The 13148-nt window shown below is 71.5% G+C and carries 12 protein-coding genes; 4 read left to right on the forward strand and 8 right to left on the reverse strand.

Annotated elements, in window-relative coordinates; genetic code table 11:
- Window positions 1-5: 5 nt before the first annotated feature.
- The 4 genes from G6O68_RS04465 to G6O68_RS04480 form a co-directional block, all read right to left on the reverse strand.
- The gene (locus G6O68_RS04465) at window positions 6-1028 is read right to left on the reverse strand and encodes a class I SAM-dependent methyltransferase (RefSeq protein WP_165245238.1); all 1023 of its coding nucleotides are present in this window, start codon (window positions 1026-1028) and stop codon (window positions 6-8) included.
- Window positions 1029-1173: 145 nt separating this feature from the next.
- A complete protein-coding gene (locus G6O68_RS04470; protein ID WP_165245240.1) occupies window positions 1174-2886 on the reverse strand; it encodes an ArnT family glycosyltransferase in 1713 nt (570 codons plus the stop codon).
- Window positions 2887-2896: 10 nt separating this feature from the next.
- Complete coding sequence (locus G6O68_RS04475; protein WP_240911033.1) at window positions 2897-3958, reverse strand: Gfo/Idh/MocA family protein; 1062 nt, start codon at window positions 3956-3958, stop codon at window positions 2897-2899.
- A gap of 78 nt (window positions 3959-4036) precedes the next feature.
- Window positions 4037-4705 carry a DUF6891 domain-containing protein gene (locus tag G6O68_RS04480; RefSeq protein WP_165245244.1) on the reverse strand — a complete coding sequence of 223 codons (669 nt, stop codon included), beginning with the start codon at window positions 4703-4705 and terminating at the stop codon, window positions 4037-4039.
- A gap of 264 nt (window positions 4706-4969) precedes the next feature.
- Between G6O68_RS04480 and dtd the strand changes: the two genes are divergently transcribed.
- From dtd to G6O68_RS04495, 3 genes are all read left to right on the forward strand, one after another.
- Complete coding sequence (gene dtd / locus G6O68_RS04485) at window positions 4970-5419, forward strand: D-aminoacyl-tRNA deacylase (protein WP_165245246.1); 450 nt, start codon at window positions 4970-4972, stop codon at window positions 5417-5419.
- 51 nt (window positions 5420-5470) lie between these two features.
- Window positions 5471-6991: an FGGY-family carbohydrate kinase gene (locus tag G6O68_RS04490; RefSeq protein WP_165245248.1), complete on the forward strand. Its 1521-nt coding sequence runs from the start codon at window positions 5471-5473 to the stop codon at window positions 6989-6991.
- 97 nt (window positions 6992-7088) lie between these two features.
- Window positions 7089-7817: an endonuclease III domain-containing protein gene (locus G6O68_RS04495; RefSeq protein ID WP_206108012.1), complete on the forward strand. Its 729-nt coding sequence runs from the start codon at window positions 7089-7091 to the stop codon at window positions 7815-7817.
- Here G6O68_RS04495 and G6O68_RS04500 read toward each other — a convergent pair.
- From G6O68_RS04500 to G6O68_RS33175, 3 genes are all read right to left on the reverse strand, one after another.
- On the reverse strand, window positions 7798-8127 hold the full coding sequence (locus tag G6O68_RS04500; RefSeq protein ID WP_315852127.1) for a DUF5615 family PIN-like protein: 330 nt from the start codon (window positions 8125-8127) through the stop codon (window positions 7798-7800). The genes G6O68_RS04495 and G6O68_RS04500 overlap by 20 nt on opposite strands.
- Before the next feature lies 1 nt (window position 8128).
- The gene (locus G6O68_RS04505) at window positions 8129-8356 is read right to left on the reverse strand and encodes a DUF433 domain-containing protein (protein WP_165245252.1); all 228 of its coding nucleotides are present in this window, start codon (window positions 8354-8356) and stop codon (window positions 8129-8131) included.
- Between the two features lie 237 nt (window positions 8357-8593).
- Entirely contained in the window at window positions 8594-9856 is a 1263-nt protein-coding gene (locus G6O68_RS33175) for a bifunctional UDP-N-acetylglucosamine diphosphorylase/glucosamine-1-phosphate N-acetyltransferase GlmU (RefSeq protein WP_165245254.1), read from the reverse strand.
- 274 nt (window positions 9857-10130) lie between these two features.
- Between G6O68_RS33175 and G6O68_RS04515 the strand changes: the two genes are divergently transcribed.
- The gene (locus G6O68_RS04515; RefSeq protein WP_165245256.1) at window positions 10131-11168 is read left to right on the forward strand and encodes a DUF2235 domain-containing protein; all 1038 of its coding nucleotides are present in this window, start codon (window positions 10131-10133) and stop codon (window positions 11166-11168) included.
- Window positions 11169-11174: 6 nt separating this feature from the next.
- Here G6O68_RS04515 and G6O68_RS04520 read toward each other — a convergent pair whose 3' ends face one another.
- Entirely contained in the window at window positions 11175-13022 is a 1848-nt protein-coding gene (locus tag G6O68_RS04520; RefSeq protein ID WP_165245258.1) for a cation:proton antiporter, read from the reverse strand.
- Window positions 13023-13148: the final 126 nt, after the last annotated feature.

Here is a 13148-nt window from a genome sequence, read left to right on the forward strand (position 1 = left end):
GGGCGTCAGGCCTTCCCGGGCGGCCCCCCGTCGCGTCGCACCGCGAGGCACTCGAAGCCGACCGGCAGGCCGACCCGTCGGCGCGTCGCCGCCAACCGGAGGACGTCGCAGCGGAGCCGGCGCAGCTGCCGCCTCAGCCGGCCGGCCGTCGAGAAGGACCGCCCGCAATGCGACCGGCCCCCGGGCGCGGGCTGGCGACCTGTGAGGCCGAGAAGGCTCCCATAAGCCGCGTCGACGAGACGGCCGGCCAGCTCCCGAGGCCCCCGGGACCGCGCGATCAGGCCGAGGTCGAAGCCCGGCCCCTCGGTCGTCAGGCAGAGGACGCCCCCCGGCTCCAGCACCCGCACCATCTCGGCCAGCGCGGTCGCCTGGTGCATGTAGTTCAGGCCGACGCGGCAGATCACGTGACTGAAGCGCGCGTCCCGGAAAGGCAGCTCGTGGGCCGTCGCGGCGACGAAGCGCACGTCCTCTCCCTCGTCGGAGGCCCAGCGTCGGCCGAAGGCCAGGGTGGTCAGGTCGAGGTCCAGGCAGACCCGCTCGCCCCCGGGGACGGGCCCCATCCGCCGGAGCGTCTGCCCCGCGCCCCCGCCGACGTCGAGGATGCGCGAGCCCGGGCCGAGGCCGTTCTCGCGGAGCAGTTCGAGGAGTCGCGCCGGGGCTCCTCCCTCCGCCTGCCGTCGGAATTCGGCGACGTGATACGAGACCGCGCGGCCCATCGCGGTGAGGGCCCCGGACGCATCGACGATCCTGAACTCCTGTAGCTTGGCGAGGTCTTCGGGAAGCGGCGATTCGCCCGCCCGCAGGGCCTGCACCGCCCGCACGGCCCGGCCGATCGCGCCGTCCGGCAGCGCGAGGATCGCCGCCGCCGACGCGTCCTCGGCGTCCGTGAAATTCGGCAGGGTGCCCCCGAGGGCCGGGACGAATCGCTCGCATCGCGAGCATCGCCCCCGATCGTCCCGCCAGGCCAGGACGAGCCTGCACCGGGGGCATGCCAGGCCGTCGGCCAAGCCCGCGAGCGTCTCCCGCATCGAGTCCGCATCCTTCTCGACCATGCGAGCCCCCGAATCGGATCGCTTGCCGGCCATTCCCCGCCGCTCGACGCTATGCCGGCGGCGCGGCGCGTTCAAGACTTTTCGGTCCGAATTCGCGATTTTCGCACGCCGAGGGCCTATGTCAGCCCGGAGGCGCGGCCCGTCGCGCCTCTGCCGCCCGATAGACGACGATGGTCGTGTCCTCGGTCCAGGCGGCGGCCTCCGCGCCATCGAGCGACCGGAAGAAATCGTCCGGCCCCCAGGGGCCGTGCTGGAGCGAGGCCGAGACGGCGACGTACCGCGTGGTCGCGTCCTCGACGCGAGGCAAGGGGGGCCGGTCCTCGTCGGCGTTGATCACGTGCAGGTCGCCGACGACGCCGTAGAACGCCGGGTCGACGTCGCCGAAGTAGTAGAGCGTGAGGTCGCGGAACTCGGGCCGCTCGCGCTGGAGGCGGGCCAGCGAGCGCAGGCCCTGGCCCCAGTCGAGGTTCGAGTCCGCCAGGATGCGCCGGCCGCCGACGCGACCGCCGGCGATCGCGTTGAAGTAGGTCAGCTCGTCGGGATGGACGCTCGCCACGGCGACCGCCTGGCCGAGCAGGCCGACGACCAGGATCGCCCGCCGGGTTCGGCCGAGTCGGGGAAGCCCGGCCCCCTCGACGCCCTCCGCACGCGCCAGCCGCGAGACCCAGACGATCGCCAGCGGGGCCATCGGCAGCAGGTAGCGGACGCCGTAGTTCCGCGACGAGCCGGCGGAGGCCACGGCCAGGAACAGCAGCATCGCCTGGAGGAGCATCCGATCCGGGGCGTTCGCCAGGCAGCCCTTCACGCCGTCGAGCCGCAGCCGGCACGCGACCAGGAGCCAGAAGACGAGCGGAACCTTCACGGCCGCCGCGATCAGGTAGTACGACCGCCAGCCGCCGAGCTTTCGCTCGCCCAGCAGGTAGCCAGGCCCGCCCGAAGCCTGGTGCCTCACCTGTCCGGCGAAGCCCACCCAGTCCTGGGGAATCGGCGTCTCGTAAAGCCGGGCGACGAGCGGGCTCAGCGCCCCGAACCTCGCCACGCTGGGATGCTCGCCGGTCGCGGGACTCAACGGCAGCACGGCGAAGCCCGTCAGGGCGAAGTCACTCGCCAGCAGCACCGCGACGTAACCCGCCATCCCGATCGCGACCCGGCCCGTCCGTCGCAGTCGAGCGGCGAGGTCCTCGTCGCGCGACATCCCGTCGAGCCACCAGACCAGGCCGAGGATCGGCGGATAGAGGACCACCGTGAACTTGCACGCGAAGGCCAGCCCGGCGAGCGTCGCCGAGGTCCAGAACCAGCGACGCCGGCCGGTCGTCAGGAAGGCGTGGAAGGCCAGGAACAACGCGACGGTCGCGACCGTGACCGGCATCTCCATCGTGACGAGCGCCCCGTGCGCGATCAGGTTAGGGCTCAGGGCGTAGAGCCAGACGGCGAAGGCTATGGCCCACGGGCCGTTCAACCGTCGCGCCCACCAGGCGACGAGGCCGAACCCCGCCAGCCAGATCCACGATGCGCCGATGCGTGCCAGCGGGAGCAGCTCGGCCTGGCGGCGGGGCTGGTCGGCGATCAGGTCCCCCTTGCCGAGGAGGTCGAGCGTCGCGAAGGCGGGCGCGAGCTGGATCTTCCAGAAGAGGTTCGGGGAGCCCATGCGGGTGACGCCGACGCGGTCCCCCTCGCGCCACCATCGCGAGCCGGCGTTCAGGTAGGTGGTCTCGTCATACGTCGCCGACGACGCCAGGGCCGCCTGCCAGACCAGCAGCAGGCCGACGACGGCCGCCGCCGCCGTGGCGAGCCTCGGCCGACGATCGCGGGGGGTGTCGATCTCCTTGGGCACGTCGGGCGTCCTAGCTCGAAGGGGCGTGCGGGGCCTGGGGCCGGCCGCCGCGCTCGACGACGATGCCCGCGGCCTGGCTGCGGTCCAGGTCGTGCACGAGGCGGGCGATCTCCAGGGCGTCGCGGATCGTCGGGGCCAGCGAGCGGCCCGTGTGCACCAGACGGTGGAACTGCTCGTTGAGCACGTCGCCCACGGAGGGCTCGGCGGCGAGGCGTTCCTCGTGCGCCCCCTCGGCGTCCCACCACTGGATCCGGTCGGGGGGCTCCAGCCAGGCCGCCCCGCGCTCGGCGAAGACCTGCAGGCCCGCCGGGGGCAGGAACTTGACGGCCTCTCCCCACTCCTCGCGATGATATCGGCCGTAGGAGATTTGGGCCGTCGCGCCGCCCGGAAAGGCCGCGTGGAAGCTCTCGAAGTCCGGGGCGTCGCCGCGCGCCGGCAGGACGAGCGCCCGGGACGAGGCGATCGAGGTCGGCAGCCCCCGCAGGATGAACGCGCACCAGTCCAGGAGATAGCTCCCCGGGTCGATCGACAGCGGGACGGGGACGACCTGCGTCGTCGGGCCCGGCTGGGCGTAGCGGTCGAAGCCGGCGAGGCGGGAATGGCCGACCACCAGCCGGGGCTGCCCCAACTTCGTCGCCAGCAGTTCCTGGAGCCGGAGCGTGGCCGGATAGCAGCGGCGGGCGAACTCGGGCATGAACACGCCGCCGGTCGCCTCCACCCTCGCCGCGAGACGCTCCAACTCCGCCAGGTCGCCCGAGAGCGGCACGGCGCAGTAGACGGGCTTGCCGGCCTCGCAGGCCAGGTGCGCCGGGTGCAGGCCGAACCACTGGGGGGAGAGGAGGTAGACGACGTCGACGTCGGGCCGCTCGATCAGGCTCGTGAGCCCTTCGGAGGCGGCGCAGCCGAGTTGGGCCGCCTCGATCTCGGCCCGGCGGGCGACCTGGTCGTAGAGGGCCGTGATCCGGAAGCGGTCGCGGAGGCGCAGCAGCGAGGGCTTGTGGCGACTCTCCCAGAGGCGGCCCAGGCCGACGACCCCGACCCGGAGCCGTTGCGGTTTCGACGCGTCTACCAAATCCCGCCTCCTCGACCCTGCCGCAAGATGCCGCCCATCGACGGCCATCCTCCCGCCCGCCGCTCCGGAGTGCCGACGCTACTCCAACGGGCTGCGGCGCTGCCAGTTTACCGCCACGCCGATCTTCGAGGCGATATCGCCCCCCCAATCGGGCTCGAATCCCTCGAACCGCAGGACTTCGCAAACCTCCTGGGCGATGCCGATCGCATTCCGTTGATAGTCCGGCGGGTCGGCCGCGACGCCGTCGGGCGAGATCCAGCCGTATCCCAGGAACAGGTCGAGGCGGGTGCCTTCGGCCAGGCTCTCGGGGAGGTTCTGGTCGATGAAGAAGGCGAAGCCTCGGACCCCATCGGCGGGTTCGGGGCGTCGGCGGCCCACCTCGGCGATCCGGTCGAGGATCTCGCTGGAAGTGCAGGAATCGCAGCAGGGGGAGGCCTGCCACAGGAGAACCCCCCGCTCCCAGAGCTTCGCCTCCACGCGGTCCAGGCGGTCGCAATCCGTCTCGACCGGCCAACCGGCGGCCTCGGCGCTCAACGAGTCCGCGAGCCGATCGAATTCTTCTTCCGCGAAATCGAGGAACGAATCCCGCTCGTCTTCGGGGCATTCGTCCGGAAGATAGACCTCGCGACACGTCTGGATGATGTCCGATCGTCCGTTCTTCGCCAGGCGAAGCTCGCCGAGGACGACCGACCGGATCCTCTCGCGAAGCTCATCGCGCGCCTCGTCGTCCCAGATCGGCTCGTCCATCCGTCCGCCTCTCGCATCCCGGGCCCGCCTCGGCCCCGCATCGCGTCGAGGATCCTGCGGCCGGAGCGGCTCGCGGCGACGCCCGCCGCCCTGCCGACGCCCCAAAGGTTATCACCTCGACGCCCGCCCGGCCACCCGGAACGAGCGGCTCCGGACCGTCGTCCCGGACGATTCCATCCCCCCCGGCCGCACTCCCTACCGCGCGGCCCTGGCGACGGCTAAGATGTCCGACGTTTGGAAAACGTGCGAAGGAGCCGACGTCGGATGCGAGCCGTCCTGCAACGCGTGTCGCGAGCCTCGGTCGAGGTCGAAGGGGAAGTCGTCAGCGCGATCGGCCGGGGGTGGCTGGTGCTGCTGGGGGTCGGCAAGGACGACGGCGCCGAGGACGTCGCCCGACTGGCCGACAAGGTCGCGAACCTCCGGGCCTTCGAAGACGACGCCGGCAAAATGAACCTCAGCGTCCGGGACGTCGGCGGCGGCGTGCTGGTCGTCAGCCAGTTCACCGTCATGGCCGACTGCCGCGCCGGAAGGCGCCCCGGCTTCTCCGACGCCGCCGACCCCACGACCGCCGAGGCGCTCTACCTGGACTTCGCGAGGCGCGTCGCCGAGGCCGGCCTGCAGGTCGCCACCGGCGTCTTCCGGGCCGACATGCAGGTCGCCCTGATCAACGACGGCCCCGTGACGTTCCTGCTCGACAGCCGTCGTCAGTTCTGATCCCGAATCCCGATCGCCCGTCCCCCCTCCCTCGAGGACGAGACCCCTCCCATGAGCAGCAAGCCACCCATCGTCCTGGGCCTCGACGTCGGCACCCAGAGCCTGCGGGCCGCCCTGGTGGACCTGAACGGCAAGACCGTCGCCTACGGCGTCGAGCCGATCGAGACGACCTACCCGAAGCCGAGCTGGGCCGAGCAGCAGCCCCGCGACTGGTGGGCCGCCGCGAGGTCCGCGACCCGCGCCGCGATCGCCAAGGGGGGCGTCGATCCCGACCAGGTCGTCGCGATCGGCCTGGACTGCACGGCCTGCACGGTCGTCGCCTGCGACCTGGACGGCGAGCCCCTGCGCCCCGCCTTGCTCTGGATGGACCAGCGGTCCTACCGCGAGGCCGACGAGATCAGCGCGACGGGCGACCCGGTGCTCCGCTACGTCTCCGGCCGGGTCTCGCCCGAATGGATGCTCCCCAAGGCCCTCTGGCTGAAGCGGAACGAGCCCGAGACCTTCGACCGCGCCGGGCGGATCGTCGAGTGCACCGACTGGATGATGCACCGCCTGACCGGCGGCTGGACGCTCTCGCTGAACCACCTGGCGGTGAAGTGGAACTACGCCCGGCCCGACGGCGGCTGGCCGCTCGCCATGATCGCGGCCGTCGGCCTGCACGACCTCCCCGCCAAGTGGCCCGAGGCGATCGTCCCGCTGGGCAAGGGGGACGCCGTCCTCTCCGCGAAGGCGGCCGAGGAGCTGGGCCTCAAGGCCGGCACGCCCGTCGCGCAGGGGGGGATCGACGCCTACCTGGGCATGCTCGGCCTGGGGGCGACGGGCGACGGCGACGTGGCGCTGATCGTCGGCTCCAGCACCTGCCACCTGGCGCAGACCCGCGAGGGGGTCTTCGGCTCGGGGGCCGGCGGCTGCTACCCCGACGCCACGGTCGAGGGCCTCTACACGATCGAGGCCGGCCAGACCGCCACCGGCTCGATCCTGGACTGGTATCGTCGCCACTTCGCCGGCCGCGAGCAGGCCGAGGCCGACGCGAAGGGCGTCAACGTCTACACGATCCTCGATGAGAAGGCCGCCGCCGTCCCCCCCGGCGCCGAAGGGCTCGTGGTCCGCGAGGACTGGCAGGGGAACCGCTCGCCGTACAAGAATCCGCAGGCCCGCGGCGCGATCGTCGGCCTGTCGCTGGCCCACGGCCCCGGCCACGTGTTCCGCGCCCTCTATGAAGCGACCGCGATGGGGACGCGACACATCCTCGACGACGCCTCGGCCCACGGCCTGAACGTCGAGCGCGTCTTCATCGGCGGCGGCGGCGCCAAGTCCCCGCTCTGGCTCCAGATCCACGCCGACGTCCTCCAGAAGCCCATCCACCTCACCCGCGAGGGGGAATCCTGCGCCCTCGGCTCCGCCATGACCGCCGCCGTCGCCGCCGGCGTCTACCAGGACTTCGACGAGGCCGCGAAGGCGATGGTCGCCATCGAGAAGGTCGTCGAGCCCAATCCCGAGAACGCCTCGGCCTATGACGAGCTGTTCGCGCGTTACGTCGACCTCTACGGCCGGCTCAACGACCCAGCGTGACGGCGCCCGCTCGCTACGCCCGGCACGACCTTTGCAACCGCTCAAGCCGGCCGAATCGTCGCCCGCGGCCGTCGGGCCGTCGGCCGGGAGCGGCCCCATGCCCACGAAGACCCCCGCCGTCTCGGACGACGTCCGAGCCCTCGCGATGCTCGTCCACGACCGCCTCTGCGCGGAGTACGGGTGCCCGATCCCGTACTTCCACGACTTCGACCCGCTGAGTGAGATGGTCTCGTCGCTGCTCTCCCACCGGACGCGCAACGCGGACTCGGGCCGGGCGTTCAAGCAGCTGCGGGCCCGGTTCCCGACGTGGGAGCAGGTGCGCGACGCGCCGACGGCCGAGGTCGAGGCGTGCGTCGCCCCCTGCACCTGGCCGGAGCAGAAGGCGCCGAGGATCCAGCAGGTCCTGCGGGCCATCGCCGTCCGTCGCGAGGGGGAGCTGTCGCTCGATTTCCTCGCCGACTGGCCGGTGATCGAGGCCCGCGAATGGCTCGAAGACCTCCCCGGCGTCGGCCCCAAGACGAGCGCCGCGACCTTGCTGTTCAGCCGGTTGCGGATGCCCGCCCTGCCGGTCGACAGCCACCACCATCGCGTCGCCGCGCGGCTCGGCCTGATCCCCGCGAACGTCGCCGTCGGCCCCGCCCACGCCCTGCTCGAAGCCCAGCTCCCGCCCGACTGGTCGGCCCAGCAGGTCTACGACAACCACGAGGCCCTGATGCTCCACGGCCAGAAGGTCTGCCTGCACGCAAAGCCGAAGTGCGAGAAGTGCGTGGTCCTCGACCTCTGCCCGTTCGGGCAGGCGAGATTGGTCAAGCCGGCAGAGGGATGAGCCGCAGGCGGCCTTCCTCGGCGACGGCGAAGTGCCCCTGCCAGGTATGTCCCTGGGCGAGCACGGCCCGAGTGAAGCGAACGAGGTAGTCGGGCGAACGCAGCCGGGGGCGGAGCAGGATCACGCCGGGGGTCGCCCGCTGGCCTAGACGGAAGGCAAGCTCGCCGAAGTCCTTGTCGAAGGTCAGAACGATCCGGCCTTCGACGAAGGCTGCGACAACACCTCTCATCAAGGTGACGTCATGTCCGTCCTCATTCAAGGCCGCCACGACAGCTCCTGGCACGTTCTCCTTGGCGAGCATCCTGGCCATATCAGACCGCAAGCGGGTAGACCCGCTCCCGTTTCAGCGAGTCGGCGGCGTAGTGCAGGGCCGCCCGGAGGTCGTCGGCGGTCAGCTGCGGGTAGTTGTCGAGGATCTGCTCGACCGGCCACCCTTCGGCCATCAGGTCGAGCAGGAATTCGACCGCCAGCCTGGTGCCCTTGATGACCGGCTTGCCGACCAGGACGGCCGGGTCGACCGCGATACGCTCTTGCCACATGGCGACGCCCCCCGGCGGTTGAACGACCGCTCTCACGATCCTCGTCCAGCATAGGAGAAATTCACACGGTCGGACCAGTGACGATCCCGGCCTGTGACGGACCGGGTTGCTGACAACCGGCTCCGCAACCAGACGGACGGCCTCCATCACGGGCCGAAGTGCGACAGGTGCGTGGTCCTCGACCTCTGCCCGTTCGGGCGGCAGCGTACGGCGAGCAGCTGACGGGAGCCGGGTCGCTCAGGATTCCAGCCGGCGGGCCGGGACGCCGACGACGGTCGCGCCGGGGGGGACGTCCTGGTTCTTGGTGACGACGGCCCCGGCGCCGACGACGGCTCCCCGGCCGACCTCGACGGGGGCGATCAGGACCGCGCCCGAGCCGATGCGGGCGTCGTCGCCGATCGTGGTGGGGTGCTTGACCTCGCCGTCGAAGTTCGCGGTGACGGCGCCGCAGCCGAAGTTGACGTTCTCGCCGACGCGGGCGTCGCCCAGGTAGGCCAGGTGGCGGGCGACGGTGCCGGCGCCGAGGGTCGAGCGGTTGACCTCGACGAACGCGCCGACTTCCACGCCGTCGGCCAGCTCGGTGCCGGGGCGGAGGTGGGCGAACGGGCCGAGCTTGCAGCCGACGCCCACCATCACCGCGCCGTCGATGACGGTGAACGGCCGGACGACGGTGTCGCGGCCGAGGACGGCGCGGCCGTCGATGTAGGTGTTGCGGGGGTCGACGATCGAGACCCCCTCGGTCATCCAGTGGTCCTGGATCCGGGACTGCATGATCTCGGCGGCCTGGGCCAGGTGCTGGCGGGTGTTGACGCCGAGGATGTCGTGGGCCGAGAGGACGTTGAGGGCGACGACCTTGCGGCCCATGTGGTTGAGCTGCTCGGGGGCGTCGGTCAGGTAGTATTCGCCCTGGGCGTTGCTGGTGCCGATCTGCTCCAGGGCGTCCCAGAGGACGGGCAGCTCGAAGACGTAGCAGCTCGGGTTGACCTCGCGGATGGCCTTCTCCTCGGCGGCGCAGTCGCGCTCCTCGACGATGCGGAGGAACCGCCCGGCGGAGTCGCGGAGTATGCGGCCGAAACCGGTGGGGTCGTCGACCTCGGCGGTCCCCAGCAGGCAGGCGGCCCTCTCGTGGGCCTGGCGGTCGAGGAGGTCGGCCAGCGGCTCGGGGCGGAGCAACGGCTCGTCGCCGACCAGGACCAGGATCGGCCCCTCGTAGCCTTCCAACAGGGGCCGGCAGACCTTCACCGCGTGGCCCGTGCCGAGCTGTTCGGCCTGGACGGCGAAGCGGATGTCGGGCTCGCCGTCGAGCGCCTCGTAGAGCTGATCGGCCGCGTAGCCGACGACCACGATGATGGTCTTCGCGCCGGCGCCGCGGGCCGCGTCGACGACGTAGCTGATCATCGGCCGGCCGCAGACCTCGTGCAGCACCTTCGCCCGCTCGGACTTCATCCGCTTGCCCTGGCCGGCCGCCAAGATGATCGCCACCGGTCCTTCGATCGCCATGTATCCGCCCCACCCTCGAAGAGAAGAATCCCGGCCGTCGCTCTGCCGCCTGCGGGCCCGGGCCATCTTAGAAACTCGCGGGGGCGGGCGTCAAATCGGCGCGGGCGGGCCGCCGGGGAGGATGCCCGGGCCCTTCGGAATCCACCGCAAATGATTGCTTTCCCACGCCGACCGCCTTAAAATGTCGCGGGCCCGCCCTGCGATCGACGCCCGTCCGGGACGTTTCCGGCGGAGGCTTCGCGAGGGGGGCCGGCCGGATCTCGGGGGCCCATCGATGAAGCGCATCGTCCTCTGCTTCGACGGAACCTGGAACGTCCCGGCCGACGACGGGGTCGACCCGGCCAGGCGGGTGGAGACGAACGTCCGCCGGTTCCACGACTCGGTCGCGCCGGCAGGTCCGGACGGCGTTTCGCAGGAGAAGGCGTACTTCCCCGGCGTGGGGACGGGGCGGTGGGACAAGATCACCGGCGGCGTGCTGGGCGCCGGGCTCGACGACAACATCCGGGAAGGCTACCGGCGGCTCGTCGACCTGTACGACGACGGCGACGAGGTCTACATCGTCGGGTTCAGCCGGGGGGCGTACACCGCACGCAGTCTCGTGGGGATGATCCGCAACAGCGGCCTGGTCGGGCGGCGCTTCGCCGGGGCGGCGGCGGCCGCCGCCTACCTGCTCTATCGGACCCGGGGGGACGGGCCCGATTCGTCGCGAGCCCGACGCTTTCGCGAACGGTTCGCGCGGGAGATCACGATCCGGTTCCTGGGCGTGTGGGACACCGTCGGCGCGCTGGGGATCCCCCTGGAGCTGGCGAACCGGCTGAACGCGGAGTTCTACCAGTTCCACGACACCGAGCTGAGCGCCATCGTCCAGCGGGCCTACCACGCCCTGGCGCTCGACGAGCATCGGCGGGACTACGACGCGGCCCTCTGGGACCCGAAGGAGAAGCCGGGCCAGGAGGTCGAGCAGCGCTGGTTCGCCGGGGCCCATTCCGACGTGGGGGGCGGCTACGAGGACCGCAGGCTCTCCGACATCGCCCTGCGCTGGATGCAGGACCGCGCGGCCGACGCCGGGCTGGGGCTCTCCCGGGTGGCCGTCGGCGCCGAGAACTTCAAGGGGACGGCCACGGACTCCTACGCGAGGTTCCTCCTGGGCGTCTACGCCCGCCACCACGCCCGGCACTTCCGACGGGTGCTTTCGACCCACGGCAACGAGGCGATCGACAGCTCCGTGGACCTCCGCCGCGGCGACCCGACTCTGGCCTACACCCCGCGGAATCAGGGGCTGCCGGAGCGATCGGCGACGGCGATCGCCTGACCGTCGTCACTCGCCCAGCGGGTTCTCGCGACGGGCCGAGGTCATCTCGGGGGCGCCCTCGACGGGACCGGCGGCCGGCGTCGGGTCGGGGCTCGCGGCCTCGCCCGCCGCGGGCGGCCGGGACTCGTCGCCGGGGTCGGTCATGGCGGAGAACTCGGCGTGGACGCGGGCTCGCTCGCGGTCGACCTGGTCGGGCGTGGCGCCGAGGCGGTGGAGGAGCGACTCGGTCATCGCCAGGGCCACTTCGCCCTCGCCCGAGAAGACGCTGTCGGCCCCCGCCTCCCGCATCTCGGCGACCTCGCGGAGGTAGGTGGTGCGGGCGAGGATGAAGACGTCGGGGTTGATGTCGCGGGCGAGCCGGATCGTCTCCTTGCCGCCGTGCATGGTCGAGCTGCTGAGGATCAGGCCCACGGCCTTGTCGACCCCGGCGTGCTCGAGAACCTCGCGATGCATGGCGTCGCCGTAGAGCGCCCGCACGCCGTCGTCCTCCAGGCGGCGGACGGTGTCCATGTTCAGCTCGACGACCACGGGGTCGATCCGGTTGTCGCGCAGCAGCCGCGAGAGGGTCTTGCCCACCGGCCCGTAGCCGATCACGACGACCCGATGGCGACCCGACGCTTCCGGGTCCTCCTCGTCGTGATGCACGCGGTTCTCGATCGGTTCCGGGTCCTTCATGAAGCGCTTGAGGAGCCCCTCCACCGGGCCGATCAGGCGATAGAGGATGGGATTGAGCGTGATCGTGATGATCGCGGCGGCGATCAGCACGTTCGTCGCCTGATCGTCGATGATCCCCAGGGCCTTGCCGCCCGAGGCCAGGATGAACGAGAATTCGCCAATCTGCGCCAGCACGGTGCCGACCGAGACCGCCGCCCGCAGCGGATAGCCCATGAAATGGACGATCATCCAGGCCGCGAGCGGCTTGCCCACCAGGATCACCCCCAACGTCGCGAGGATCAGGCCGGGGGTCTCCAGCAGTGAGTGGGGGTTGAACAGCATGCCGACCGACACGAAGAAGAGGACCGCGAAGGCGTCCCGCATGGGCAGGGCCTCGGTCGCCGCGCGGAGCGAGAACTGCGAACGCCCCACCACCATGCCGGCGAGGAACGCGCCGAGGGCCATGGAGACGTCGAACAGCTTGGCCGCCGCCACCGCGATGCCCAGCGCCGTCACCAGCACGGTGAGCGTGAAAAGCTCGCGGGAGCGGGTCGCCGCCGCCTTGTCGAGCACCCAGGGGATCACACGCTCCCCGACGATGAACGTCAGCGCGATCATCACCCCGACCTTGACCGTCGCGATCCCCACGGCGGCCGCGATCGCCCCCGCGCCGGTCGCCCCGGGGCCGAAGAGGACCGGGAGCATGACCAGGACGAACACCGTGAACAGGTCTTCCACCACCAGCCAGCCCACGGCGATGTGCCCCGTCTGGGTGTGGAGGTCGCCGTTGTCGGCCAGGACCCGCACCAGGACGACGGTGCTCGCGACCGAGATCGCCATGCCGAAGACCAGGCCCGCCGACCACCCCCATCCGTAGAAATGGCCCAGCAGCGTCCCCAGCAGGGTCGCGACCAGGCTCTGGCCGATCGCCCCGGGAATCGCCACGCGCTTGACGGCCAGCAGCTCCTTGAGGTGGAACTGGAGCCCGACGCCGAACATCAGCAGAATTACGCCGATCTCGGCGAGCTGGTCCGCCATCCCCTGGTCGGCGTGGAAACCCGGCGTCGACGGCCCTAGGACGATCCCCGCCAGGAGGTAACCGACGATCGGCGAGAGCCGGAGCCTGAAGGTGATGTAGCCGAGCACCAGCGCGACGGCCAGGCCCGCGGTCAGGGTCAGGATCAGGTCGATGTCGTGCATGGCGCGCGTGCTTTCCCGCTGATGGCGGTCCCGGTCTTCCTCCTGGCCCTCACCCTCGCGAGAAACGAACGGTTCGGCGCCCCCTTTCGACGGCCCATTATGGGGGATCGGAGCGGCCGGCACCAC

It is taken from the genome of Paludisphaera soli, assembly GCF_011064595.1.
GTDB classification, from domain to species: Bacteria; Planctomycetota; Planctomycetia; order Isosphaerales; family Isosphaeraceae; genus Paludisphaera; species Paludisphaera soli.

Bases quoted from the DNA above. Each gene is read 5' to 3' on its own strand.
- G6O68_RS04465 (WP_165245238.1), bottom strand. From the start codon at position 1,028: ATGCGGGAGACGCTCGCGGGCTTGGCCGACGGCCTGGCATGCCCCCGG.
- G6O68_RS04520 (WP_165245258.1), bottom strand. From the start codon at position 13,022: ATGCACGACATCGACCTGATCCTGACCCTGACCGCGGGCCTGGCCGTC.
- G6O68_RS04490 (WP_165245248.1), top strand. From the start codon at position 5,471: ATGAGCAGCAAGCCACCCATCGTCCTGGGCCTCGACGTCGGCACCCAG.
- G6O68_RS04505 (WP_165245252.1), bottom strand. From the start codon at position 8,356: ATGTGGCAAGAGCGTATCGCGGTCGACCCGGCCGTCCTGGTCGGCAAG.
- dtd (WP_165245246.1), top strand. From the start codon at position 4,970: ATGCGAGCCGTCCTGCAACGCGTGTCGCGAGCCTCGGTCGAGGTCGAA.
- G6O68_RS04495 (WP_206108012.1), top strand. From the start codon at position 7,089: ATGCCCACGAAGACCCCCGCCGTCTCGGACGACGTCCGAGCCCTCGCG.
- G6O68_RS04480 (WP_165245244.1), bottom strand. From the start codon at position 4,705: ATGGACGAGCCGATCTGGGACGACGAGGCGCGCGATGAGCTTCGCGAG.
- G6O68_RS33175 (WP_165245254.1), bottom strand. From the start codon at position 9,856: ATGGCGATCGAAGGACCGGTGGCGATCATCTTGGCGGCCGGCCAGGGC.
- G6O68_RS04500 (WP_315852127.1), bottom strand. From the start codon at position 8,127: ATGGCCAGGATGCTCGCCAAGGAGAACGTGCCAGGAGCTGTCGTGGCG.
- G6O68_RS04515 (WP_165245256.1), top strand. From the start codon at position 10,131: ATGAAGCGCATCGTCCTCTGCTTCGACGGAACCTGGAACGTCCCGGCC.